Raw genomic sequence first — 24,348 nt, 5'->3', positions numbered from 1 at the left:
CAGGTTTCGTCTGAACTGAATGGCGGCGGCGTGGGGTGAGTTAGTTATCCATCCCATGCACCTCTGGAGTTCATGCGACCGACCATACGGATGTGGTCATTACAGGCCCCGGCACTCTGTGTCGGGGCCTGTTCTATGTGGCGCGCAATAATTTGCTGGCCAGGCGAGGCTAGAAATGTGGGAGGGGGCTTGCCCCCGATAGCGGTGTAGCAGTCGACGTATCATTGACTGAACTACCGCCATCGGGGGCAAGCCCCCTCCCACATTGGTTACTCAGCATCCAGATGCATCGGCGTCACGACCCGACCATCCTTCTCGGCCTGCCCCAACTGCGCATCAATGAAGTACACGCGGTCGTCTTCCAGCTGCGCCTTATCCACCAGATAGTCCTTGATGGTACTGGCGCGGTCCTGGCCCAGCTGGCGCAGCAGCACGTCACTGCCACTCCAGAACTTGATCACGCCGTCCTTGAGCCGGGCTGTGCGCTCGTCAGTGCCAAGGTCTTTCCATTCGGCCGGGGGTTGCTGTTTCAGACGGGTACGGTAGATGCCCTCCAGCAAAGGCGGCTTTTCCTTCTCCGGCACCACAAGCAATGACGCCTGGGCCGGGACTTTATCGCCGCGACGCTGCAGGATTTTGTAGTAGTTGTATTGGTACTCACGCTCCAGCCGTTGTGCGGCCAGCAACGGGCCGTCACTGCTGGCCGCTGCGGTCCCTTCGATTTCCAGGCGCAGGGCAGGGCGTTCCTTGAGTGCCTTGGCCAGCGTGTTGAGGGCGCCTTCGGCGTCTTTATTCAATTCACTGGAGCCTGCGGCGAACGACACATTACCCAGGTCTTCCGAGCCCCCGCCGGTAACCAGCCCGCCAATGAACTTGAAGGGTGCCGTCGCTGCGCGCACCACGAGGTTACGCAGGGTTTGCCACACAATCGGCATCACGCTGAATTGTGGATTGTTCAAGTCACCGGTGACCGGCAGTTCGATGGAGATCTTGCCGTCGCTGTCCTTGAGCAGGGCAATCGCCAGGCGAATCGGCAAGTCCACGGCATCGGCGCTGTCGACCTTCTCACCCAGTTGCAGCTGCTCGACCACCACCTTGTTCTCGGCCTTCAACTGGCCTTTGGTGATCATGTAATGCAAGTCCAGGTTCAGGCGACCCTTGCGGATTCGAAAACCCGCGAATTTGCCCGAGTATGGCGTCAGGGTCGTCAACTCGACACGTTTGAAGCTGGTCGCGATGTCCAGCGCTGCCATGGGGTCAAACGGGTTTACGCTGCCCTTGATGGTCACTGGCGCATAACGATCTACCTTGCCCTTGATGTCGACGCTGGCCGGCTTGGCCTGGCGACTGTCAATGGTGCCGATCTGGCCGTTGAGTTGTTGAATCGCGGTGGCGAAGTTGGGCGTGAGGCTGAAGTCGGCGAAATTGGCCGAGCCGTCGTTGATCGCAATCTGGCCGATGCGGATGCCCAGCGGCTTGTCTTTGCTTGATGCCGACTTGGCCGCCGGCTTGGTAGCGCTGTCGGCCGGCTGTGGAATCAGCAGGTCGTCAATGTTGGTGGTGCGGTCATCGTTGATCATGAAGCGCGCATAGGGCTGCAGCAGGTTGACCTTGTCGATCGTCAGGCTGTCGCCATGCTGGTAATTGACGCCTTCCAGCACCAGCCGCTGCCATTTGAGGAAGTCGCGGGACTTGAGGGTGTCGAGGGTGTGCAGCTGATCTATCTGCGCCCGGCCGGTGACCTGGAGGGCCAGCGGCTCGGTGCTTTTCAGGTTCACATCCAGGTTGCTGCCGAGCATGCCGCTGCGCAGCTCCAGGCGGATGAATGGGCTGATATAGGCTTGGGCGATGCGCAGGTCGATGTCCTGGGTGTTCACCTTCAGCTTGGCGCTGACCGGGTTCAGGTTGACCTCGCCGGTTGCCTGAATCTTGCCTTGCTTGCCCAGGCCGGTGTCGACTTTCAGGGTAAAAGGGCTCTGGTTGAGGCTGTCGAAGTTCTGCATGTCGACGTTCAACGGGCCCAGCTCCAGTGCTACCGCAGGGTTGGCCTGACGGTCAGCCAAGTGCACCTGGTAATTGCGCAGTTGCACATCCTTGAGCAGCACTTGCCAGGGTTTGTTCGGCGCCGCCGGTGGCGCTTCTGGCGAATCGGCCGTGGCTGGCGCGGAGGCGGGCTCAGGGGGCTTGGCCGGTTTGCCGGGTTGGCTGGCGAACAGCTTTTGCCAATCCAGTTGGCCGTCGGCTTCGCGGGCAGCCCAGGTTTCCAGCTTGTTGCTGCGGATCTTGCCGATCACCACCTTCTGTTTGGCCAGGTCCACCGTGGTCTCGCTGACGTCCAGGCGTTCCAGGCGTGCCAAGGGCCGGCCATCCGGCGCCTTGATCGCAAAGGGCGCGATGCTGGCGGCGGTGTTGGTCAGGTTCAGTTCGGTCTCTTTGGCCAGGCTGAATTTATAGTCGGTGCTGAAATTGAGCACACCGTCCTCGAGCACCAGCGGCAACGCATCGCGCACATACGGCCACCAGGCTTTCATTTTGCCGTCGGTGACTTTCAGCGAGCCTTCGGAGGTGATCGGTACCAGGCTGAAGTTGCCTTTCCAGTCGATCTGCCCACCCTCGGGGCCGGCGGCCACCAGGGTCATGTCGGCGTTATCTTCCGGCAAGGTGCTGAGGTTTTTCAGCTCGAAGTCGAGTGTGTCGTAGAGAAATTCGATGGGTTCGCTGGGGCGCAGATCCTGGAAGTGCACATAACCGCGCGCCAGCTTGATGCTGTCGATACGCAGCGGGAAAGGCTTGGCATCGGGGTCTGCGGGGGTTGGTTCGCTCGGCGGCAACTTGAACAACTGCGCCAGGTTCAGTTGGCCGGACTTGTCGAAGAGCAGTTCGGTCTTGGGCTGATCGAGTTGCACATCGGCCAGGTGCAGGGCGCGGGTCCAGAGACTGTCGATCTGCAGGTTGGCGTAGAGGCGCTCGAAACCCAACTGTTCCTTGCCCGGTTCACCAATCTTCAGGCCCCATAGCGTCAGCTCCAGGCTGAACGGGTTGAGCTCGATACGCTCGATACGCGCCGGTACCGTCGCGTAATCGGCCAACTGTTGGTTGGCAATGCGAAGGGCAATGCCGGGCAGAATCAGAAAGCCCAGCAAGCTGTACAACGCAAGGGCGGTCAACAAGGCGCCTAGGGCGCGGATCAATCCTTTGGGCATGGGTGACGCCATCTATGTCGAACGAGAGTGCCTTGGAGTATGGCACGGGATTTCGGTTCCGAAGAACCGCGGGGCTTGGGAAACTTCCTACAATTGCAGGATCAGGGTCTTCAGCGGAGGTTGCTGATCTTTCGACGGAAAGTCGGCTCCCGGCGCCATGGCCTGCCAATCGCGTACAGGGCGGCCGGCTTTTTCCGCGCAACGCAGCACCTGTTCGCGCCAGTCCTCCATGCTCACTTTCGCCAGGTTGTTGCAGCAAATGAGCACACCATTATCGGCGGTGGCCAACAATGCTGGCTTGAGCAGGCTTTGGTAGTCGCGCAACAGGTCGACGGTGCCGAACGCGCTTTTGGCCCAGGCGGGGGGATCGAGCAGCACCAAGTCATATTGACGCTGTTCCAGGCGCGGATAGCTCGGCAGTTTCTGGCCACGACGCTGGGTGATCGCAAGGCCGGCCAGCTGGCGAATGGCAGGGAAATAATCGGACTGCACGAATTCCATCGTCGGCACGTGCGGATTAAGCAGGCCGTTCTCGCGCCCTACGGCCAGGTTGCCCTCGGCAAAGTCCAGGTTGCAGACCTCGCGCGCGCCACCGGCAGCGGCGCTCAAGCCGACGCCGCAGGTGTAGGCGAACAGATTGAGCACGCTTTTACCGGCGCTGTGGTCCTTGACCCAGCCACGGGTGTTGCGCAGGTCGAGAAACAGCAGCGGGTCCTGCCCGGCATGCCGTCCACGCACACGGTAGTTAAGGCCCCATTCGTGACCGACCAAGTCTTCCAGTGCGGCAGGTTCGGCGCGGTATACCGTGTCTTCACGGTCGATACGCGAATTGCCACGGGAGCGGTCGTTGTATACCAGCAGCAACTCCAGGCCCATGTAGTGGTTGATTAGTTGGTGCAGGTCCAACAGCTCAGCGCTTTGCAGGGATTGGTGGAAGCTTTGCACCAACAATTGCGGACCGTAGCGGTCGATTGTCAGGCCGCCGGCGCCTTCCTGGCTGCCGTGGAACAAACGGTAGCAATCGGTACCTTGGGCATGCAGTTCACTGATCAGGTCTTGGCGATGATCTAGAGCGGCGCGCAGCGCCTGGTTCAAGGGAGTCATGGAGCGCGCCTTGCTTGCGGGTAAATGAGTACAAAGGGGGCGCGCAGTTTAACAGCCCCGGCCTGAACAGGCCGGGGGTTATTTCGAGGCTATCGGTTCAGGTGTTGCTATCCGTTCAAGCGTTGCTATCGGTTCAGGCGTGCGTCGATCAGGCCATCCACCACGCTCGGGTCGGCCAGCGTCGAGGTATCGCCCAGGCTGTCCAGCTCGTTGCAGGCAATCTTGCGCAAAATCCTGCGCATGATCTTGCCGGAGCGGGTTTTCGGCAGGGCGGGCGCCCATTGGATCAATTCCGGCTTGGCGAAGCTGCCGATTTCCTTGCTGACCAACTCCAGCAGGTGCTTTTTCAGCGCATCGCTGGGTTCGACACCGTTCATAGGCGTGACGAACGCATAAATGCCCTGGCCTTTGACGTCGTGGGGGTAGCCGACCACCGCGGCCTCGGCGACCAGGTCATGCAGCACCAGGGCGCTTTCGACTTCGGCAGTCCCGATGCGATGGCCTGATACGTTGATAACATCGTCGATTCTCCCGGTGATCCAGTAATCGCCCTGCTCATCGCGCCGCGCGCCGTCGCCGGTGAAGTAGTAACCGGGGTAGGGTTTGAAGTAGGTGTCGAGCATGCGCTGCGGATCGCCATAGACGCTGCGAATCTGCCCCGGCCAGCTGGCTTTGATTGCGAGCACGCCGCTGCCGGCACCGCTGATTTCCTTGCCTTGCTCATCCAGCAACACCGGCTGTACGCCGAACATCGGCTGGGTGGCACACCCTGGCTTGATAAGCTGGGCGCTGGCCAGAGGGCTGAGCATGATGCCGCCGGTTTCGGTCTGCCACCAGGTATCGACAATCGGGCAGCGCTGTTCGCCGACGGCGTTGAAGTACCAGTCCCAGGCTTCCGGGTTGATCGGCTCACCGACGCTGCCCAGCAGGCGCAAGCTGGCGCGGGAAGTGCTTTGCAACGGGCCGTGACCTTCACGCATCAGGGCGCGCAATGCGGTCGGCGCGGTGTAGAAAATATTCACCTGGTGTTTGTCGATGACCTGCCAGAAGCGCGAGCTGTCCGGGTAGCTTGGCACACCTTCGAACATCAACGACGTAGCGCCATTGGCCAAAGGGCCATAGACGATGTAGCTGTGGCCGGTAACCCAGCCCACGTCGGCGGTGCACCAGAACACTTCGCCCTCGCGGTAGTCCAGTACGTACTTGAAGGTCATCGCCACGTGCAGCAGATAGCCGCCGGTGCTGTGCAAGACGCCCTTGGGTTTGCCTGTGCTGCCGGAGGTATAAAGAATGAACAGCGGGGCCTCGGCGTCCATTGGCTCGGGTGGGCAATCGTCGCTCGCGGCCTCCACGGCGTGTTGGTATTTGAGGTCGCGGCCTTCGTTCCAGTTCACGCTTGCGCCGGTGCGCTGGACAACCAGGACGGTGCTGACGTTTGGGCAACTGGCCAGCGCTTTATCCACGTTATGTTTCAGCGCGACCGGTTTGCCGCCGCGTACGCCTTCATCGGCGGTGATGACCGTGCGACAGTCGGCATCCAGTATGCGGTCGCGCAGGGCGTCCGGTGAGAACCCGCCAAATACCACCGAGTGCACCGCGCCAATGCGTGTGCAGGCCAACATGGCGTAGGCCGCTTCCGGGATCATTGGCATATAAATGCACACCCGGTCACCTTTGCTTACGCCACGGCTCTTCAGCACGTTGGCCAGGCGGCTGACATTTTGATGAAGTTGGCGGTAAGTGATGGTGGAGGATTGTGTCGGATCATCGCCTTCCCAGATGAAGGCCGGCTGATCGGCATGCTGGGGCAAATGACGGTCAATGCAGTTGTAGCTGACGTTCAGTTGGCCGCCGGCAAACCATTGCGCAGCACCGGTGTTGATGTTGGCGCTATGGACGGTGTGCCATGGCGTTATCCAATCGAGAAAGCTCTTGGCCTGGTCGGCCCAGAAGGCGTCCGGCTGTTCGATGGATTGGCGATAGAGGCGCTGATAGTCCTCTTGACTGAGTTGTGCAGCCCGGCGGACGGCATCGGCGCGGGGGAATTGGCTGATATCGAACATGAGCGCTCCTTATTCTTGTTTTGCGACAAGTAATAAAGATGCACCCTGAGGAGAGAGGGTTCAAGGCCAACGTCCAAACGGACATTGGCCTTGAGGTTGCCGGATCAGCCGCGGTGACGGCCGCGGAAGTAGTTGATCAGGCCCTGGGTCGAAGCATCCTCGGCCGAGGTTTCTTCGGCGCCGGTCAAGCGGTTGTAGACACCCTTGCCCAGCTCTTTACCCAGCTCGACACCCCATTGGTCGAAGGCGTTGATGCCCCAGATCACGCTCTGGACGAACACCTTGTGCTCGTACATGGCAACCAACGCGCCGAGGCGACGGGGGCTGATGCGTTCGACCACGATGGTGTTGCTCGGGCGGTTGCCCGGGATCACCTTGTGCGGCGCGAGTTTCTGCACGTCGGCTTCGGGGATGCCTTTTTCGCGCAGCTCGGCTTCGGCTTCGGTGCGGGTCTTGCCGAGCATCAGTGCCTGGCTCTGGGACAGGCAGTTGGCGTACAGCCACTGGTGGTGATCGGAGACCGGGTTGAAACTCACGATCGGCACGATGAAGTCGGCCGGGATCATTTGCGTGCCTTGGTGCAGCAACTGGTGATAAGCATGTTGCCCGTTGCAGCCCACGCCGCCCCAGATGACCGGGCCAGTATCGGTGGCGACCGGCGTGCCGTCCTGGCGCACGCTCTTGCCGTTGGATTCCATGTCCAACTGCTGCAAATGCTTGGTGATGTTACGCAGGTAGTGGTCGTACGGCAGGATCGCATGGCTCTGCGAACCCCAGAAATTGCCGTACCACACGCCCAGCAAGCCCAGCAGCACCGGCATGTTGTCTTCGAACGGCGCGTTCTGGAAATGCTGGTCCATGGTGTAGGCACCGGACAGCAGTTCCTTGAAGTTGGACATGCCGATTGCCAAGGCAATAGGCAAGCCGATTGCGGACCACAGCGAGTAACGACCACCGACCCAGTCCCACATCGGGAAGATGTTTTCTTCGCGGATACCGAACGCCACGGCCGCTGCGTTGTTGCTCGACACGGCGATGAAGTGGCGGTACAGCTCGGCTTCCGAGCCGCCCTGCGCCAAGTACCAGGCGCGGGCGGCCTGGGCATTCTTCAGGGTTTCGAGGGTGTTGAAGGATTTGGACGAGACGATAAACAGCGTGGTCTCGGCGCGCAGCTTCATGGTCAGCTCGTGAAACTCGCTGCCGTCGATGTTCGCCAGGTAATGACAGCGCACGCCTTTATGGGCGTAGGACAGCAGTGCTTCGGAGACCAGCTCCGGGCCGAGGAACGAACCACCGATGCCTATATTCACCACGTCCGTGATCGGCTTCTCGGTATAGCCACGCCACAGGCCGTCGTGGATGCGGCCGACCAGGTCAGTGATCTGGTTCAGCACTTTGTGCACGTCCGGCATGATGTTCACGCCGTTGACCGACAACTTGTCGCCTACCGGGCGGCGCAGGGCTGTATGCAACGCCGGGCGGCCTTCGGAGGAGTTGACCGGCTCGCCGGCATACAGCGAGTCGATCGCGTCTTTAAGGCCGACTTCGTTGGCCAAGCCCACCAGCAGGTCGCGGGTTTCGCGGGTGATCAGGTTTTTCGAGTAATCGAGGAAAAGCCCGCAGCTGCTCAGGGTGAATTCTGAAAAACGCTGGGGGTCGGCATTGAAGGCCTCGCGCATGCTGAAATCCTGCATGGCTTGGCGATGTTGATTGAGCGCTTGCCAGGCGGGCAGCGCGGTAACGTCATGAGGGGTGCGGTAGTACGCCATCGCTGCGGGTTTCCTTTTTATTACAGGGACTGCCTTTTAGGACACTTCAAAATCCGGAACATCCAGTCTTTTAACTGGCCACGGGTTCCGGACAGCGCTAACCATACGCGCAGGGCGATTACATTAAACCTAGCGTGTCGATATGTCTTGGCTTTGTCTGCGCTGTAGCCGGTACTTTTTTATACCGGCACAGCGATCAGGGCAATCGGCGGGCTGTTGGCTGGGGTCAGTCGAGGGTCAGATGCAGGTTGTCGATCAGGCGAGTCGCGCCCAGATAGGCCGCCACCAGAATCACAATGTCTCGATCCTCAGGCGTGGCTGGCCTCAGGTGTACGCCTTGGCGCACTTCCAGGTAGTCCATGCGCAAACCAGCGGCTTCGATCTGCTGGATGTGCTCGGCGCGCAGCCTGGCGAAATCACGCTCACCGCTTTTGATGGCGGCGGCAATCTGGCTGAGACTGCGGTACAGCACCGGTGCAATCGCGCGTTGCTCTTCGGTGAGGTAGCCATTGCGCGATGACAGCGCCAGGCCATCGGCTGCGCGGACGGTTGGCTCGCCGATGATCTGGATCGGCATGTTCAGGTCATGCACCATGGCGCGAATCACCGCCAGTTGCTGATAGTCCTTCTGGCCAAATACGGCCATGTCCGGCTGGACCATGTTGAACAGCTTGCTGACCACCGTGGCGACACCTTCGAAATGGCCTGGACGGCTGGCGCCGCACAGGCCTTCGGACAGCAGCGGGACGCTGACGCGGGTCTGGCCGGTCATGCCGCCGGGGTACATTTCCTCCACCGTTGGCGCGAACAGCAGGTTGCAACCGGCTTGCAGCAGCCGTTCCTGATCGGCGGCGAGGGTGCGCGGGTATTTGTCCAGGTCTTCGCCGGCGCCGAATTGCAGCGGGTTGACGAAAATGCTCGTCACCACGAAATCCGATTGCTGCGCAGCCTTGCTCACCAGGGTCGCGTGGCCACTGTGCAGGTTGCCCATGGTCGGCACGAAGCCGATGCGCTTGCCGGCGTTGCGCGCGTGGGTCACGGCGGCGCGCAGTTCGCGCAGGGTTTTAACGGTGTTCATGCAGAGAATCCGTGTTCGGCGCCAGGGAAGGTCACGGCTTTGACTTCGCTGACATAAGCGCTCAGTGCGGCGTGAATGCTGGGCTGGCCGGCCATGAAGTTTTTTACGAACTTGGGCACGTGGCCGCTGATCGACAGGCCGAGCATGTCGTGCAGCACCAGCACCTGGCCATCAGTGGCGGAGCCGGCACCGATGCCGATCACCGGTACTTTGACAGCCTGGGTGATTTCGGCGGCCAGTTCACTGGGTACGCACTCCAGCAGAATCATCGCGACGCCGGCTTGTTCCAGGGCGATGGCATCGGCGCGCATCTGGCGTGCCTGGGCTTCATTGCGGCCCTGGACCTTGTAGCCGCCGAGGAGATTGACCGACTGCGGCGTCAGGCCCATGTGCGCGCAGACCGGTACGCCGCGCTCAGCCAGCAGCCGGATCGACTCGGCGAGCCATACGGCACCTTCGACCTTGATCATGTGCGCACCCGCCTGCATCAGTTTGCCGGCGTTCTGGAAGGTCTGTTCGAGCGTGGCATACCCCATGAATGGCAGGTCGGCGATGATGAACGCACCGTCATTGCCACGCTTGACGCTGGCGGTGTGGTACGCGAGTTCATCGGTGGTGACGGGGAGCGTGCTGTCATTCCCTTGCAGAACCATGCCCAGGGAGTCGCCTACCAGCAACACCTCGACCCCGGCCTGGCAACAGGCGTGGGCGAAGGTCGCGTCGTAGCAGGTCAGCATGGTGATTTTTTCACCCCTGAGCTTGAGGCTCTGCAAGGTGGTCAGGGTAATGTCTGGCATGAAAAGGGTCCTCGTTCAGGCGCTTGGAAACAGCGAGTAACGCGCGTGAGTCTTCGTTTATACAGGCGCACCGTCTTGATAGCAGTGCTTATATGGCCTGGATTGCGCCCTTCAGCGCCGGGTTGGCGGCGGCGGGACGCCTATAGTCGTGAGGAGGACACGGGAAGTCAATTGGATGTGTTACCGCCTTGTTACGATGGCGGTGTTACCGCTGTTACGGACGCAATTGTAGGAGCGAGCTTGCTCGCGAAGAATCCAAGGGCACCGCGTTCAATCAGGCTGAGCGCGTGATCGTTGACGATTTTCGCGAGCAAGCTCGCTCCTACAGAGGCAAGCGCTCCAAGCCGACGAATGGGCAAGCTGTCAGCAGTTCACCCAGCGTTTGGCCCTCGGGCAACTGAAAGTCGGCAGGCACCAGCTCAGCCAATGGATAAAGCACGAACGCCCGCAGGTGCATCTGGTAATGCGGCACCTTGAGGCGCGGCTCATCAATCAGGCGATCACCGAATAACAGGATATCCAGGTCCAGCGTGCGTGGGCCCCAACGCTCAGTGCGCTCGCGGCCCTGGTCGTTTTCGATGGTGTGCAGCGCGTCGAGCAGATCCAGCGGCGTGAGGTTGCTGTCCACGGCCGCCACCGCGTTGGTGTAGCGCGGTTGGCCTGGCAGCAGGGAGTCGCTTTGATAGAAGGCGGATACATCGACGAGGGCCGTGTCGGGCAATTGCGTCAGGGCTTCGATAGCGTCGCGCAGTTGCTGCTGCGGGGCAGCCAGGTTGCTGCCCATGCCGATGTAGATACGTTCCACGTTTATTCGCCCGTTGCGCCCGAGGCATCGGCGGCGCTGCGTTTGCGCTTGCTGGAGCTGCGGCGGCGCTTTTTCGGCCCTTCGCCGACGCTGTCGCCTTTGCTGCCAAGCTCACGAATCATCTCGCGCCGCTGGCTGTCATTGGCATCCTGATAGTCGGTCCACCATTCGCCCAGGCCGTCGGTCTGCTCGCCGGCGCTTTCGCGCAGCAACAGGAAGTCGTAGCCGGCGCGGAAGCGCGGGTTGTCCAGCAACAGGTCGGCGCGTTTGCCACTGCGGCGCGGCAGGCGCTCCTGCATGTCCCAGATTTCGCGGATCGGCAGGGTGAAGCGTTTCGGAATGGCGATGCGCTGGCACTGCTCGGTGATCAATTCGTGGGCAGCTTCCTGCATGGCAGGAATCGGCGGCATGCCACGGTCCTGCAAGCGCAGAACGCGTTTGGGCAGGGCCGGCCATAACAGGGCGGCAAACAGGAACGCCGGGGTCACCGGCTTGTTCTGCTTGATGCGCAGGTCAGTGTTGATCAACGCTTCGCTGATCAGTGTGTGGGTGTACGTCGGGTTGTGTTCCAACGCCTCGGCGCTGGCCGGGAACAGTGGATCGAACAACTGCAGGTCGACGAGCATTTCAAAGGTGTCGGCGGCATAGCCCGAAAGGAACAGCTTGAGCACTTCTTCAAACAGGCGTGCCGACGGGATTTCCCGCAGCATCGGTGCCAGTTCGCGAATCGGTGCGGCCGTGTGTTTCTCGATACCGAAGTTGAGCTTGGCGGCGAACCGCACGGCGCGCAGCATGCGCACCGGGTCTTCCTGGTAGCGCTGCGTCGGGTCGCCGATCAGTCGGATCAGGTTGTTGCGGATATCGTGTACGCCATTGGCGTAATCGAGGATCCGCTCGCTCACCGGATCGTAATACAGGGCATTGATGGTGAAGTCGCGGCGTTGCGCGTCTTCTTCCAGGGTGCCGTAGACGTTGTCGCGCAGGATGCGCCCGCTCTCGTTGCGGGAAGACTGATTGGTGTCTTCCTCTTCATCGTTTTGCGGGTGGCCGGCGCGGAACGTCGCGACCTCGATGATTTCGCGACCGAAGTGGATATGCACCAGCTTGAAGCGGCGCCCGATGATCCGCGCATTGCGGAATTCGGCACGCACCTGTTCAGGCGTGGCGCTGGTGGCGACGTCGAAATCTTTCGGCGTGATATTGAGCAGCATGTCACGTACGCAGCCGCCCACCAGGTAGGCCTGGTAACCGGCGTTCTGCAAACGTTCGACGATGTTCACCGCATAACGGCTGAATTGAGCGCGCTGCAATGAATGCTGATTGCTGTTAAGCACTTCAGGCGTGCTGCGAATGTGTTGCGTACGACGCAAGGGAGAACGGAATGACTGGAACAACTTCTTCAGCATGGGATGCACTGTTTGAAGGAATGTTCGGCCATAACGAAGAATGACCGCATGATGGGCCGGGATTCTAGCATTTAGTCAGGGGATGGTGTAGGAACAAGCTGCAGGCGTTGCGCCATAAGCGTTTAAAAGGCAAATTCAGGGGCTAACTGTCGGAAACTACAAGGGGAGCCGAAGCTCCCCCAGAAGTAGTTGCGTACTCTATTTTTATTATGGTGTCGGGCTTCTTGTTTTTGTTGATCGCCCTCGCCATGAAGCTTCACCTTCATGGCACTCCCAATCGGGAGCCAAGAGCAAACGGATTGCTTTGGTCGCTGTGTTGCTGATCTACGATCCAACCAGTTCAGGCTCTGCCTTAGGGCAGTTTTTGTTGTTCTCGGCCTGGTTGCGGGGCAAGCCCCAATGCAACGCCTCTCCAAAAGAATCAGTTAGCTGCGCCTCCGCCGTGTTGTTTTTGTTATGCGTGAGTCGATTCGTCTTATTTTTATTGTCTGGTACAAAGCTTGTTATTGTTTTTGTACTAAGCATATAGCAGGGTGCGTGCCAACTTTCGCGCCGCCCAGCAAAAGCAGGGGGTTGAGGCGGTTTTCGGGTTTTGACGGGCGAAAAAAAGCCGGGGCTTCGTTACCGTAAGCCCCGGCTTTTGTTACGCGACATATCTGCGGTAACAGTTTTTTCACATTAGCCGGTGTTACCTCAGCTCTCGCTGGGAACACCGGTCTTGCGCCGTGGAATGCCCAGGCGTTGGCGACGTTCCCACAGGCACTTGCGGCTTACCCCGAGCTTGCGGGCCAGTTCGGTCTCGGTCATGTGGTCCTGGTGCTCGAGGACGAAATGCTGGAAGTAGTCTTCCAGGGACAAATCTTCCGTCGGCTCATGGCTGGTCGCGCTACCTGCGCCCTGTTGTGGCGCCAGGCCGATGAAGTCGTCGTCGTCCAGATCGCTGAGCTCGATATCGATGCCCAACAGCTCGGCGGATATTTCCGGGCTTTCCGACAGGATGACCGCGCGCTCGACGGCGTTCTCCAGTTCGCGCACGTTGCCCGGCCATGCGTAATGCCGGATCGCCTGCTCTGCGTCCGGCGCAAACTTCAGATCGGTACGGTTGATGCGCGCGCTCTGGCGCAGCAGGAACGCGCTGGCGATCTCGTTGACATCGGCGCCACGCTCGCGCAGTGGCGGCAGCTTGAGCGCAATCACATGCAGTCGGTAATACAGGTCTTCACGGAACTGGCCGATCTTGGCCAGGCTCTTGAGGTCACGGTGCGTCGCTGCGATCAGGCGTACATCGACCTTTTGCGATTGCACCGAACCGACCCGGCGAATTTCGCCTTCCTGCAGCACCCGCAACAAGCGCGCCTGGGCTTCCAGGGGCAACTCGCCGATTTCGTCGAGGAACAGCGTACCGCCGTCGGCGGCTTCGACCAGGCCCGCACGCCCGGCGCTGGCACCGGTGAACGCGCCTTTTTCGTGGCCAAACAATTCCGACTCGATCAGGGATTCGGGGATCGCCGCGCAGTTCACCGAGATCATTGGGGCCTTGGCGCGCCTGGACAGGTTATGCAGCGCGCGGGCCACCAGTTCCTTGCCGGTGCCCGACTCACCCTGGATCAACACATTGGAGTCGGTCGGCGCCACTTTGCGGATCTTGCTGTACAGGTCCTGCATCGGCGGGCAGGAGCCAATGATGCCGATTTCGCCGTTACTGTTATCGACGCCCGGTTTGTCGGCTGCTTTTCCGGCCGGACGGGGTTCGGCTGGCGCGCTGCTGGCCGACTGGCGGTCACGCAGGATGCGCGCCACAGCCTGCAGCATCTCGTCATGGTCGAAAGGCTTGGCGATGTAGTCCACCGCGCCCATCTTCATCGAGTCCACCGCCGAGCGCAGGCTGGCGTAGCTGGTCATGATCAGCACCGGAGTGCCCTGGCCCAGCTTGATCAATTCGGTACCCGGAGCGCCCGGCAAGCGCAGGTCGCTGACGATCAGGTCGAACGTGGGAATGCTGAACCGCTCCTGGGCTTCCTGCACCGAGCCGGCTTCGCTGACCTGGTACTGATTACGTTCAAGCAGGCGACGCAAGGCAGAGCGGATAATGGTTTCGTCTTCGACGATCAAAATGTGCGGCATTGATTCAATTCTCTCGACGGTCTCAGTTCACAGCGGACGTCGCTTCGACATGACGCGGCAAGGTCACCCGGATACGGGTGCCGCGTTGGCTTTCGGTGTCAGCCGGGCTGTCGATGGTGATTTGTCCATAATGCTCTTCAACGATGGAATAGACCAGTGCAAGGCCCAGACCGGTACCTTCACCCGGGTCCTTGGTGGTGAAGAAGGGTTCGAACAGTCGGTCCATGATGTTCTGTGGAATGCCGCTGCCTTCGTCTTCGACGATCAGATCGACCGTATGTTCGAAAGCCTCGGTCTTGACGCGTACCGCGCCGCCGCCGGGCGTTGCATCGCGGGCGTTGGACAGCAAGTTGATCAGGACCTGGGCCAGGCGTTGTGAGTCGCCATCGACCCAGTGGTCCGGATCGCACAGGTTAAAGAACTGTACTTCGAAATTGCGCCGGTTCAAGGCCAGCAGCCCAATGGCATCCTGCGCCACTTTGGCCAGGCACACCGCTTCGTCTTGATTCTGATGGGCGCCGGAGTGGGCGAAGCTCATCAGCGACTGCACGATGCGCGACACGCGCTTGGTCTGCTCCAGGATCTGCCCGCTGATCTCGGTGATTTCACCGTCTTCCTCGCGCTCTTCCCGCAGGTTCTGCGCCAGGCAGGCGATACCGGTGATCGGGTTGCCGATCTCATGCGCCACGCCGGCGGCCAGGCGACCAATACTGGCCAGGCGCTCGGAGTGCACCAGCTTGTCTTCGAGCATCTGGGTGTCGGTGAGGTCTTCCACCAGCAACACCAGGCCGCTGTTGCCCGGGGCCAGGGGCTCGTCAATGGCGGCCTTGTGCAGGTTGAGCCAACGGGTCTGGCCGTCGAGGGCCAAGTGCTGCTTGTGCAAATGCTCATCGGGCAGGTTGATAAAACCTTGCAACAATTCTTTCCAGGGGTCGCCGAGGGTATTGAGGCGAGAGCCGACCACGCGTTGCGCGGCGATGCCGGTAAGCTCTTCCATGGCCTTGTTCCACATCAGGATTTCCTGGTCCTTGGCCAGGGAACACACGCCCATCGGCAGTTCCTGCAGCGTCTGGCGGTGATAACGGCGCAGGGCATCGAGCTCGGCGGCGAGGCCGGTGAGGCGTGAGTGATAGTCCTCCAACCGGCTTTCGATGAAATGGATGTCTTCGGTCACGTAGTTTTCGCCGCCAGCCTTGTAGGGCAGGAAGGTTTCCACCATGTCCTGGGACACGCTGGGACCCATCAGCCCGGACAGGTTGGCTTCGATACGGTCACGCAGGCGCCGTAGCGCATAGGGACGGCGCTCGTCGAACGGCAGGTACAGATCGCGCAAGGCCTGTTCGACTTCCTTTTGCGCGGCCTTGGCGCCGAGCGGCTTGGCCAGTTGCGTGGCGAATTCCTGGGGCGAGGCCGCATGCAGTTCGCGGCGTTGCGGGCGACGCACGTTGTCTACCGCGCAGGCCTCGGCGGCGCTGGTTTCTTCGGGGCTGGCGTTGGTGAACAGCGAAATCAGGGTGAACATCAGGACGTTGGCGGCCAGCGACGCGATTGCTGCCATGTGCCAGCTGGTGTCATCCAGCACGTAAATCATGTTCAGCAACGGTATGTAGAAACCCTGCAGGTTGCCGACCAGCGGTAGCAGCATGGTCACCAGCCACACCAGGATGCCCGCCAGCAACCCGGCGATAAAGCCACGGCGATTGGCGGTCGGCCAGTACAGCACCGAGAGTACGCCCGGCAGGAACTGCAAGGTGGCGACAAAGGCCACGATGCCGAGGTTGGCCAGGTCCTGCCCGGCGCCCAGCAGCAGATAAAAGGCATAGCCGGCCATGATGATCGCGACGATCAGCGCGCGGCGCGTCCATTTCAACCAGCGGTAGATGTTGCCTTCGGCCGGTGGTTGGTACAGCGGCAGCACCAGGTGGTTGAGGGCCATCCCGGAAAGTGCCAGCGTGGTGACAATGATCAAGCCACTGGCCGCCGACAAACCGCCGACATACGCCAACAGCGCCAGGGCCGGGCTGTTGGCGGCGATGCCGATGCCGAGGGTGAAATACTCAGGGTTGGTGGTGGCCCCCAGTTTCAGGCCGGCCCACAGAATCAGCGGCACCGCCAGGCTCATCAGCAGCAGGAACAGTGGCAAACCCCAACTGGCGCTGACCAATGAGCGTGGGTTGAGGTTTTCGGTGAAGGTCATGTGGTACATGTGCGGCATCACGATCGCCGAGGCGAAGAACACCAGCAGTAGCGTGCGCCAGGGGCCTTCCTGCAGGGGCGTGTGCAAGGCGGCGAGGGCGGTCTGGTTTTGCAGCAGCCACAATTCCAGCTGTTGCGGGCCGTCGAACACGCCGTAGAGCGCATAAAGGCCGACACCGCCGATGGCGACCAGCTTGATGACCGACTCAAAGGCAATCGCAAACACCAGGCCCTGGTGTTTTTCGCGGGTGGCGATATGGCGTGAGCCAAAGAAAATGGTGAACAGGCTGATCAATGCGCAGAAGGCCAGGGCAACGCGATGTTGCACCGGCTCGCGGGTGAGGATGCTGATCGAGTCGGCCACTGCCTGGATCTGCAGGGCCAGCAACGGCAGCACGCCGATCAGCATGAAAATCGTGGTGAGTGCGCCGGCCCAGGTGCTGCGAAAACGAAAGGCAAACAGGTCCGCCAGGGAGGACAACTGATAGGTGCGGGTGATTTTCAAAATCGGGTACAGCAGCACCGGCGCCAGCAGGAACGCACCGGACACCCCCAGGTAGCTGGAGAGGAAACCGTAGCCATATTGATAGGCCAGGCCCACCGTACCGTAGAACGCCCAGGCGCTGGCGTATACGCCCAGGGACAAGGTGTAGGTCAAGGGATGGCGAATGATCGCCCGCGGAATCATTCCACGCTCACTGATCCAGGCGACGCCGAACAACGCCGCCAGGTAGGCGGCGCTGATCAGCAGCATCTGGGTGAGGCTAAAGCTCATCGGCATCTTTTTGGCTCTGCAGGATGAAGGTCACGACGATCAGGATCAGCCAGAGCAGATAAGGACGGTACCAGGCGCCCGTGGCATCGATCCACCAGTCCATGATGGCGGGGGAAAACAGGTAGATCCCGACGACCAGCAGCAGGACCAATCGATAGATGTACATGTTGGCCTCTGATTGAAGAATTGCGGCGATGGTAACGGATGGCTGGCAAGCTGCAAGCGCCTTCAGTTCAATTGCGCTTCGGCCAGGGTGAGTGTGCGCGGGATCCGCGTGGCATCCCACTGCCGAATGCCCCAATCCAGCAGTTCCCTGGGGCTGGCGTAAAGCAGCTCGTCACCGGCCGGCTGGCCAAGGGCGCGTAGCGCTCTGAGTAACAATGGCGTGGCCTGGTCTGCGGTCAGCGGTGGCGAACGGTACGACTTGCCCAGTTTGTGACCGTCCGGCTGGACGATCAGGGGCACATGCAGATAACGCGGCTGGCGCAGGCCAAGCAATTCCTGCAGGTAAAGCTGGCGTGGCGTGGAATCGAGCAGGTCGGCGCCGCGCACGATGTCGGTAACGCCTTGCCAGGCGTCATCCAGGACCACGGCCAATTGATAGGCGTACAGGCCGTCGCGGCGGCGGATGATGAAGTCGCCTGCATCGCGCCCCAAGTGCTGTCGGAACTCGCCCTGTACGCGGTCGGTAAAATGGTATTCAAGCTCGGGCACGCGCAAGCGGATAGCGGCGTCTTGCTGGTCGTGGCCGGCATTGCGACAAAGCCCGGGGTAAATCCCGTTGTAGGGCTCCAGCTGTTTGCGCGAGCAGGTGCAGGCGTAGGCCAGGCCGTGGTTGAACAAGTCGTTCAATACCTTGGCGTAGGCGTCGTGCCGCTCGCTCTGGCGGACCAGTTCGCCGTCCCATTCAAAACCGTAGCTTTCCAGGGCATGCAGGATTGCCGTCTGGGCGCCGGGTTCTTCACGGGGTGGGTCGAGGTCTTCCATGCGCATCAGCCAGCGGCCTTGATTGGCGCGGGCATCGAGGTAGGAGGCGAGGGCGGCGACCAGGGAGCCGAAGTGCAGATGGCCGCTGGGCGTGGGGGCGAAGCGCCCGATATAGGTAGAGGCAGTCATGGGCCGGATACTACTGGAAAATCGGTAAACGCCAGCAACAAAAATGGGGCGTTCGCACGCCCCATTCGTTCAGCTCGACAAGCATTACTTGCCGACCTGTTTTTCCTTGATTTCGGCCAAGGTCTTGCAGTCTACACAGAGGTCCGCGGTCGGGCGGGCTTCCAGGCGACGAATACCGATCTCGACGCCGCAGGATTCGCACCAGCCGTATTCTTCGTCTTTGATCAGTTGCAGGGTCTTGTCGATCTTCTTGATCAACTTGCGCTCGCGATCACGGGCGCGCAGTTCGAGGGCGAACTCCTCTTCCTGGCTGGCACGGTCGGCCGGGTCAGGGAAGTTGGCTGCTTCGTCCTTCATATGGTCAACCGTGCGGTCGACTTCCTGCATCAAATCCTGTTTCCACTTGTTCAGGATTTTGGTGAAGTGCTCGCGCATGGGCTCGCCCATGTACTCCTCGCCCTTTTTTTCCACATAGGGTTCGAAGCCGCCGAGGCCTTGAGTCTGCTGTTGCTTTGCTTGGGTGGACATGAATAGACCGCCTCTCACTCTTCTAATCCATTGCGCAGGATTGCAACGTCACCGACACCTGCCGGCCCTGCGGCTGCAAGCGGGCGAACTTACCAGATAGATTCGGGGTGCGCCACTCCCGGTTGTCGAGCCTGTCGCGTCGGGGGTTGCAAACTGCAGCGGCCCGTCGTGGCTGGGTATGTCCCGTCTCGAATGTTGATTTTAGTCGTTTTGCCGGCGCTTGCCTGGCCGTGAAGTCGGCCGGGCAGGCAATAGAACATGTTTTATCGCGAGGGTTCGGTAGAATCCTGATTTTGTCCTCACCGTCTAGGAAGGCTAATGGCTCAGCCCTACAGTGCGCGCAGTCGCGCCATCGAACCTTTTCATGTCATGGCATTGCTGGCGCGCGCCAATGAGCTGCAGTCAGCCGGCCACGACGTGATCCATCTGGAAATCGGTGAGCCGGATTTCACCACCGCCGAACCGATTATCCAGGCAGGCCAGGCCGCGTTGGCCAATGGCAAGACCCGTTACACCGCCGCCCGTGGGCTGCCCGAATTGCGCGAGGCGATCAGCGGTTTCTACCAGCAGCGCTACGGGTTGAACATCGATCCGCAGCGCATTCTGATCACGCCCGGCGGCTCCGGTGCGTTGTTATTGGCCACCAGCCTGCTGGTGGATCCGGGCAAGCACTGGCTGCTGGCGGATCCGGGCTACCCCTGCAACCGGCATTTCCTGCGCTTGATCGAGGGCGCGGCGCAGCTGGTGCCGGTCGGCCCGCAAGTACGCTACCAATTGACCGCCGACCTGGTGGCGCAACACTGGAACCAGGACAGCGTCGGCGCGCTGGTTGCCTCCCCGGCCAACCCGACCGGGACGCTTCTGACGCGGGACGAACTGGCCGACCTGTCCAACGCCATCAAGGCGCGCGACGGCCATCTGGTGGTGGATGAGATCTATCACGGGCTCACCTACGGCACCGACGCCGCGAGCGTGCTGGAAGTCGACGACGATGCCTTCGTCCTGAATAGTTTTTCCAAGTATTTCGGCATGACCGGCTGGCGCCTGGGCTGGCTGGTGGCGCCACCTGCAGCCGTCGGTGAGTTGGAGAAGTTGGCGCAAAACCTCTACATCAGCGCGCCGAGCATGGCCCAACATGCCGCCATGGCCTGTTTCACCCCACAAACCCTGGGCATTCTGGAGGAGCGCCGCGCCGAATTTGGCCGGCGCCGTGATTTCCTGCTGCCGGCCCTGCGTGAGTTGGGATTCGGTATCGCCGTAGAGCCCGAAGGCGCGTTCTATCTCTATGCCGATATCAGCGCGTTTGGTGGAGATGCCTTCGCGTTCTGTCGCCATTTCCTGGAAACCGAACATGTAGCCTTTACCCCCGGGCTGGATTTCGGTCGCTATCAGGCGGGTCATCATGTGCGTTTTGCCTACACGCAAAACCTTGATCGGCTACAAGAGGCGGTGGAGCGGATTGCCCGTGGCCTGCGGAGTTGGCAAGGCTGATGCGTTTTCATCCTCCCCTCGAAGAAGGGCGGCTGATCCGCCGCTACAAGCGTTTTCTCACCGATATCGAAACCGTTACCGGCGAGTTGCTCACCATTCACTGCCCGAACACCGGTTCGATGCTCAACTGCATGGTCGAAGGCGGCCAAGTCTGGTTCAGCCGTTCCGCCGACCCCAAGCGCAAATTGCCCGGTACCTGGGAAATCGCCGAAACGCCCCAGGGCCGGCTGGCCTGCGTCAATACGGCACGCGCCAATCAGTTGGTCGAAGAGGCACTGCGCGCGGGGCTGATCACTGAACTCAACGGCTTTACCGCGTTGAAACGCGAAGTGCCTTACGGTCAGGAACGAAGCCGGATCGATTTTCGCCTGGAATACCCGCACGGGGCGGCGTTTGTCGAAGTCAAAAGTGTCACCTTGGGCTTTGATGGCTCCTCCGTGGCGGCTTTCCCTGATGCGGTGACCCAGCGCGGTGCCAAGCACTTGCGGGAGCTGGCCCACCTGGCGCGTGAAGGTGTGCGGGCGGTGCAGTTGTACTGCGTTAATTTGTCGGGGATCGATGCGGTGCGCCCAGCCGTGGAAATTGACGCGGGTTATGCCGCCGCGTTGCGTGAGGCCAAGGCAGCGGGTGTGGAGGTGCTGGCGTACGGCGTGCGGGTCACACCTGAAGAAATCTGTATCGAACGGCCGTTGAAGGTGCTGTTGGGCAACTAGAGTTGCACCCACAGGCCTTGTGCGTCTTCGCGGCCGGGCAGGGCGGTGAGGCTTTGGCCTGCGCACGGGCCGGCAATGCATTCGCCGCTTTCGATCAGGAACAGCGCGCCATGGGTGGCGCATTGAATCAGGCTGGCGCTTGAGTCGAGGAAGCTGTCCGGTTGCCATTCCAGTGGGACGCCGCGATGAGGGCAGCGGTTGACATAGAAGTAGGCAACGCCAGCGCGCCGCACGGCCAACAGTTTGCAACCGTCGATATCAAAACCGAGGCTGCTGTCGGGCGCCAAGGCCTCGGAGGGGCAGAGAAACTTCATTTCAATCCTTAAGTGCCTTGACGTTCAAATGCAAACAATTATCAAATGCCCGCTTCGCCCGTCAGCTGATCGGGTGCTCACTACGATGCCGGGTAGGGTTTATCTGTCACATCAATGAGTGCTTGAGCGGCCCCGCCTTGGAAGGAAACCCTGTTATGCGCCTGAGTGCCAGCGTTATTGCGCTAGTTGCCGGACTGCTGGTCAGCCACGCGGCCCAAGCCTTGGACCTGCCGCAACGCTGGGTCAGCGCCGGTGGCGCGTTATCGGAATGGGTGACGGCATTGGGAGGTGAGCCGAAGCTGGTCGGCGTGGACACCACCAGCCAGCATCCGGCGTCGCTCAAGGCATTGCCCAGTATTGGTTATCAGCGCCAATTGTCGGCTGAGGGCATTCTCAGCCTGCGCCCGCAGGTGCTGGTGGGGACCGAAGAGATGGGGCCACCACCGGTGCTGGCGCAGATCCGCAATGCGGGGGTGCAGGTAGAGATGTTCTCGGCGCAGCCGGACTTACCCAGCCTGAAAGCCAACCTGTCGCACCTGGGCACGCTGCTGGGCAGCGAGGCCAAGGCCAACGAATTGTTTGCCGCATATGAGCAGGCGCTGGATCAACAGAAAGCCTGGGTGACCAAGGCCCGCTTGACGCAAAAAACGCCAGGCGTGTTGCTGTTGCTCGGGCATGCCGGCGGCAAACCGTTGATCGCCGGTAAGGGCACCGCCGCTGACTGGATGTTGCAGCAGGCCGGGGGCCATAACCTGGCGACTCACAGCGGTTACAAGCCGTTCTCGGCGGAGTCGCTGGCCGGGTTGAGCCCGGATGTGCTGGTAGTTGCTGATCGGGCGCTCAGTGGTGAAGCGGCTCGGGTGGCGTTGTTCAAGGAAAACCCCATCCTCGCTTCCACGCCAGCGGCCAGGAACGGCCGGGTGATGGAATTGGACCCGACGCTGTTGGTGGGCGGGCTCGGGCCGCGCTTGCCGCAAAGCCTGGTGCAATTGTCCGCTGGGTTTTACCCGTCCCAGGCTGAACCCGCCCCATGACCCGGTTGGTCAAACCGAAAACGCTGTTTATCGGGCTGGCGCTGTTATGTCTGCTGGCGATCTGGCTTTCATTGGCCCTGGGACCGGTCAGCCTGCCGTTGTTCGACACGCTCAGGGCGGCGTTGCGAATGATCGGAGTGCCGATTGAGGCCCAGGGGCTCGAACAGGCAGAGTTGATCCTGGGGCAGATTCGCTTGCCGCGCACGTTACTGGGCCTGGCCGTGGGCGGTGTGCTCGCCTTGTCGGGCGTGGCGATGCAGGGCTTGTTTCGCAACCCGCTGGCCGATCCTGGCTTGGTGGGTGTGTCCAGTGGCGCGGCGCTGGGGGCTGCGGTGGCCATTGTTGGCGGCTCGTTGTTTGGCGGGCTGCCGGAGGCGCTCGGGCCGTATCTTTTGTCGATTTGCGCGTTTCTGGGCGGCCTGGGCGTGACGGCGCTGGTGTATCGACTGGGCCGACGCAATGGCCAGACCAACGTCGCGACGATGTTGCTTGCCGGCATCGCGCTGACAGCCCTGGCCGGTTCCGCGGTGGGGCTGTTTACCTACCTGGCGGACGACGCCACCTTGCGCACCCTGACATTCTGGAACCTGGGCAGCCTCAATGGTGCCAGCTATTCACGTTTATGGCCGTTGCTGCTGGTGAGCGCGGGCGTGGCGCTGTGGTTGCCGCGCCGGGCGAAAGCCTTGAATGCGCTGTTGCTGGGTGAGTCCGAAGCCAGTCACCTGGGCATTGATGTTGAAAAGCTCAAGCGTGAGCTGGTGTTCTGTACGGCGCTGGGTGTTGGTGCGGCGGTGGCTGCGGCGGGCATGATCGGCTTTGTCGGGTTGGTGGTGCCGCATCTGGTGCGGTTGCTGGCCGGACCGGACCACCGCGTATTGTTGCCGGCTTCGGTACTGGCGGGCGCGAGTTTGTTGCTGTTGGCGGACCTGGTGGCGCGTTTGGCATTGGCGCCGGCGGAACTGCCGATCGGTATTGTCACCGCGTTTATTGGCGCGCCACTTTTCCTCTATTTATTACTGCGAGGGCGCGCCTGATGCTGCGGGTGGAAGCGTTGCAGGTCCGCCGCGGGCGCAAGACCGTATTGGCGGATATCACCCTGGAGCTGCTGCCCGGCGAAGTGCTCGGCGTATTGGGCCCCAATGGTGCAGGCAAAAGTACCTTGCTCAGTGCGCTGTGCGGCGAGTTGACCCCTGACCAGGGCAAGGTCTGGCTGGATCAGCAAGAGTTAAAGCAATGGAGCGGCGCGCAACGAGCCCAGCGCTTGGCGGTACTGCCCCAGAGCTCGACCCTGGACTTCGCGTTCCGTGTCGAAGAGGTGGTAGGACTGGGGCGTTTGCCGCATCAGACCGGGCGAGTACGTGATGAGGAAATCATCAGCGCGGCACTGCACGCGGCGGATGTGGGGCACTTGAGTGGTCGCAGTTACCTGGCGTTGTCGGGCGGGGAGCGTCAACGGGTGCACCTGGCCCGTGTATTGGCGCAATTGTGGCCGGGCGAGGCGGGCCAGACCCTATTGCTGGATGAGCCGACATCGATGCTCGATCCGTTGCATCAGCACACGACCTTGCAGGCGATCCGGCGTTTTGCCGATCGTGGCGCAGCGGTGTTGGTGATCCTGCATGACCTGAACCTGGCCGCGCGTTACTGTGATCGCATCCTGTTGCTGGAAAACGGATGCCCGCGTGCGCTCGACACGCCCGCACAGGTGCTGCGCCCCGAGCTGCTCAAGGCGGTATTTGGTCTGGATGTGCTGGTGCAGTTGCACCCGGAGCGTGGTCATCCGTTGATCATCGCGCGTTGAGTCCGGCGTCTTGCAGGCAAAAAAAGACCCG

General features: G+C 61.2%; 19 protein-coding genes. 5 read left to right on the top strand and 14 right to left on the bottom strand.

The genetic code is table 11. The annotated features are described in order from the left end of the window. Positions 1 to 269 precede the first annotated feature (269 nt). From C4J86_RS22395 to dksA, 13 genes are all read right to left on the bottom strand, one after another. Entirely contained in the window at positions 270 to 3,203 is a 2,934-nt protein-coding gene (locus C4J86_RS22395; protein ID WP_124371890.1) for a DUF748 domain-containing protein, read from the bottom strand. An 87-nt stretch (positions 3,204 to 3,290) separates the two neighbouring features. Then, positions 3,291 to 4,307 carry a class I SAM-dependent rRNA methyltransferase gene (locus C4J86_RS22390; protein WP_124371889.1) on the bottom strand — a complete coding sequence of 339 codons (1,017 nt, stop codon included), beginning with the start codon at positions 4,305 to 4,307 and terminating at the stop codon, positions 3,291 to 3,293. Between the two features lie 125 nt (positions 4,308 to 4,432). Further along, complete coding sequence (gene acs / locus C4J86_RS22385) at positions 4,433 to 6,370, bottom strand: acetate--CoA ligase (protein ID WP_124371888.1); 1,938 nt, start codon at positions 6,368 to 6,370, stop codon at positions 4,433 to 4,435. Positions 6,371 to 6,474: 104 nt separating this feature from the next. Beyond that, positions 6,475 to 8,139, bottom strand: coding sequence for a glucose-6-phosphate isomerase (gene pgi, locus C4J86_RS22380; RefSeq protein WP_124371887.1), 1,665 nt, complete (start codon positions 8,137 to 8,139; stop codon positions 6,475 to 6,477). A gap of 226 nt (positions 8,140 to 8,365) precedes the next feature. Continuing rightward, positions 8,366 to 9,217 carry a pantoate--beta-alanine ligase gene (panC, locus tag C4J86_RS22375; RefSeq protein WP_124364429.1) on the bottom strand — a complete coding sequence of 284 codons (852 nt, stop codon included), beginning with the start codon at positions 9,215 to 9,217 and terminating at the stop codon, positions 8,366 to 8,368. Continuing rightward, entirely contained in the window at positions 9,214 to 10,014 is an 801-nt protein-coding gene (gene panB, locus C4J86_RS22370) for a 3-methyl-2-oxobutanoate hydroxymethyltransferase (RefSeq protein ID WP_124371886.1), read from the bottom strand. The genes panC and panB overlap by 4 nt, the downstream gene beginning before the upstream one ends. 322 nt (positions 10,015 to 10,336) lie before the next feature. Continuing rightward, the gene (folK, locus tag C4J86_RS22365) at positions 10,337 to 10,819 is read right to left on the bottom strand and encodes a 2-amino-4-hydroxy-6-hydroxymethyldihydropteridine diphosphokinase (RefSeq protein WP_124371885.1); all 483 of its coding nucleotides are present in this window, start codon (positions 10,817 to 10,819) and stop codon (positions 10,337 to 10,339) included. A 2-nt stretch (positions 10,820 to 10,821) separates the two neighbouring features. Then, positions 10,822 to 12,225 (bottom strand): polynucleotide adenylyltransferase PcnB, encoded by a 1,404-nt coding sequence (locus tag C4J86_RS22360; RefSeq protein ID WP_124368369.1) that lies wholly within the window; start codon positions 12,223 to 12,225, stop codon positions 10,822 to 10,824. Positions 12,226 to 12,918: 693 nt separating this feature from the next. Further along, positions 12,919 to 14,349 (bottom strand): sigma-54 dependent transcriptional regulator, encoded by a 1,431-nt coding sequence (locus tag C4J86_RS22355; RefSeq protein WP_124364425.1) that lies wholly within the window; start codon positions 14,347 to 14,349, stop codon positions 12,919 to 12,921. 22 nt (positions 14,350 to 14,371) lie between these two features. Beyond that, entirely contained in the window at positions 14,372 to 17,326 is a 2,955-nt protein-coding gene (locus C4J86_RS22350) for a sensor histidine kinase (protein ID WP_164487673.1), read from the bottom strand. Further along, positions 17,310 to 17,486, bottom strand: a complete 177-nt coding sequence (locus C4J86_RS22345; protein ID WP_003176118.1) for a hypothetical protein — start codon at positions 17,484 to 17,486, stop codon at positions 17,310 to 17,312. The genes C4J86_RS22350 and C4J86_RS22345 overlap by 17 nt, the downstream gene beginning before the upstream one ends. 62 nt (positions 17,487 to 17,548) lie before the next feature. Next, positions 17,549 to 18,436, bottom strand: a complete 888-nt coding sequence (gene gluQRS / locus C4J86_RS22340; protein ID WP_124371884.1) for a tRNA glutamyl-Q(34) synthetase GluQRS — start codon at positions 18,434 to 18,436, stop codon at positions 17,549 to 17,551. Positions 18,437 to 18,520: 84 nt separating this feature from the next. Beyond that, positions 18,521 to 18,964, bottom strand: coding sequence for an RNA polymerase-binding protein DksA (gene dksA / locus C4J86_RS22335; protein ID WP_003194150.1), 444 nt, complete (start codon positions 18,962 to 18,964; stop codon positions 18,521 to 18,523). A 318-nt stretch (positions 18,965 to 19,282) separates the two neighbouring features. On the opposite strand from dksA, the gene C4J86_RS22330 reads away from it, so the two are divergent. After that, positions 19,283 to 20,455, top strand: coding sequence for a pyridoxal phosphate-dependent aminotransferase (locus C4J86_RS22330; RefSeq protein ID WP_124371883.1), 1,173 nt, complete (start codon positions 19,283 to 19,285; stop codon positions 20,453 to 20,455). Continuing rightward, the gene (sfsA, locus tag C4J86_RS22325; protein WP_124371882.1) at positions 20,455 to 21,168 is read left to right on the top strand and encodes a DNA/RNA nuclease SfsA; all 714 of its coding nucleotides are present in this window, start codon (positions 20,455 to 20,457) and stop codon (positions 21,166 to 21,168) included. Before C4J86_RS22330 ends, sfsA begins: the two co-directional genes overlap by 1 nt. On the opposite strand, the gene C4J86_RS22320 is transcribed toward sfsA, so the two are convergent. Further along, complete coding sequence (locus C4J86_RS22320) at positions 21,165 to 21,482, bottom strand: Rieske 2Fe-2S domain-containing protein (protein ID WP_124368364.1); 318 nt, start codon at positions 21,480 to 21,482, stop codon at positions 21,165 to 21,167. The genes sfsA and C4J86_RS22320 overlap by 4 nt on opposite strands. A 155-nt stretch (positions 21,483 to 21,637) precedes the next feature. Between C4J86_RS22320 and C4J86_RS22315 the strand changes: the two genes are divergently transcribed. The 3 genes from C4J86_RS22315 to C4J86_RS22305 are packed head-to-tail and all read left to right on the top strand — an operon-like array spanning position 21,638 to position 24,317. Then, on the top strand, positions 21,638 to 22,516 hold the full coding sequence (locus C4J86_RS22315; protein ID WP_124371881.1) for a hemin ABC transporter substrate-binding protein: 879 nt from the start codon (positions 21,638 to 21,640) through the stop codon (positions 22,514 to 22,516). A 50-nt stretch (positions 22,517 to 22,566) separates the two neighbouring features. Next, complete coding sequence (locus tag C4J86_RS22310; RefSeq protein WP_164487693.1) at positions 22,567 to 23,550, top strand: iron ABC transporter permease; 984 nt, start codon at positions 22,567 to 22,569, stop codon at positions 23,548 to 23,550. After that, complete coding sequence (locus C4J86_RS22305; protein WP_124371880.1) at positions 23,550 to 24,317, top strand: heme ABC transporter ATP-binding protein; 768 nt, start codon at positions 23,550 to 23,552, stop codon at positions 24,315 to 24,317. Before C4J86_RS22310 ends, C4J86_RS22305 begins: the two co-directional genes overlap by 1 nt. Positions 24,318 to 24,348 lie beyond the last annotated feature (31 nt).

This window comes from Pseudomonas sp. R2-7-07 (genome assembly GCF_003852355.1).
In the GTDB taxonomy this organism is placed as follows: domain Bacteria; phylum Pseudomonadota; class Gammaproteobacteria; order Pseudomonadales; family Pseudomonadaceae; genus Aquipseudomonas.
The sequence above is the reverse complement of the archived record's forward strand: the minus strand, read 5'-3'. Positions and strand labels throughout refer to the sequence as shown.

Bases quoted from the DNA above. Each gene is read 5' to 3' on its own strand.
- C4J86_RS22395 (WP_124371890.1), bottom strand. From the start codon at position 3,203: ATGCCCAAAGGATTGATCCGCGCCCTAGGCGCCTTGTTGACCGCCCTT.
- C4J86_RS22390 (WP_124371889.1), bottom strand. From the start codon at position 4,307: ATGACTCCCTTGAACCAGGCGCTGCGCGCCGCTCTAGATCATCGCCAA.
- acs (WP_124371888.1), bottom strand. From the start codon at position 6,370: ATGTTCGATATCAGCCAATTCCCCCGCGCCGATGCCGTCCGCCGGGCT.
- pgi (WP_124371887.1), bottom strand. From the start codon at position 8,139: ATGGCGTACTACCGCACCCCTCATGACGTTACCGCGCTGCCCGCCTGG.
- panC (WP_124364429.1), bottom strand. From the start codon at position 9,217: ATGAACACCGTTAAAACCCTGCGCGAACTGCGCGCCGCCGTGACCCAC.
- panB (WP_124371886.1), bottom strand. From the start codon at position 10,014: ATGCCAGACATTACCCTGACCACCTTGCAGAGCCTCAAGCTCAGGGGT.
- C4J86_RS22360 (WP_124368369.1), bottom strand. From the start codon at position 12,225: ATGCTGAAGAAGTTGTTCCAGTCATTCCGTTCTCCCTTGCGTCGTACG.
- C4J86_RS22355 (WP_124364425.1), bottom strand. From the start codon at position 14,349: ATGCCGCACATTTTGATCGTCGAAGACGAAACCATTATCCGCTCTGCC.
- C4J86_RS22350 (WP_164487673.1), bottom strand. From the start codon at position 17,326: ATGCCGATGAGCTTTAGCCTCACCCAGATGCTGCTGATCAGCGCCGCC.
- C4J86_RS22345 (WP_003176118.1), bottom strand. From the start codon at position 17,486: ATGTACATCTATCGATTGGTCCTGCTGCTGGTCGTCGGGATCTACCTG.
- gluQRS (WP_124371884.1), bottom strand. From the start codon at position 18,436: ATGACTGCCTCTACCTATATCGGGCGCTTCGCCCCCACGCCCAGCGGC.
- dksA (WP_003194150.1), bottom strand. From the start codon at position 18,964: ATGTCCACCCAAGCAAAGCAACAGCAGACTCAAGGCCTCGGCGGCTTC.
- C4J86_RS22330 (WP_124371883.1), top strand. From the start codon at position 19,283: ATGGCTCAGCCCTACAGTGCGCGCAGTCGCGCCATCGAACCTTTTCAT.
- sfsA (WP_124371882.1), top strand. From the start codon at position 20,455: ATGCGTTTTCATCCTCCCCTCGAAGAAGGGCGGCTGATCCGCCGCTAC.
- C4J86_RS22320 (WP_124368364.1), bottom strand. From the start codon at position 21,482: ATGAAGTTTCTCTGCCCCTCCGAGGCCTTGGCGCCCGACAGCAGCCTC.
- C4J86_RS22315 (WP_124371881.1), top strand. From the start codon at position 21,638: ATGCGCCTGAGTGCCAGCGTTATTGCGCTAGTTGCCGGACTGCTGGTC.
- C4J86_RS22305 (WP_124371880.1), top strand. From the start codon at position 23,550: ATGCTGCGGGTGGAAGCGTTGCAGGTCCGCCGCGGGCGCAAGACCGTA.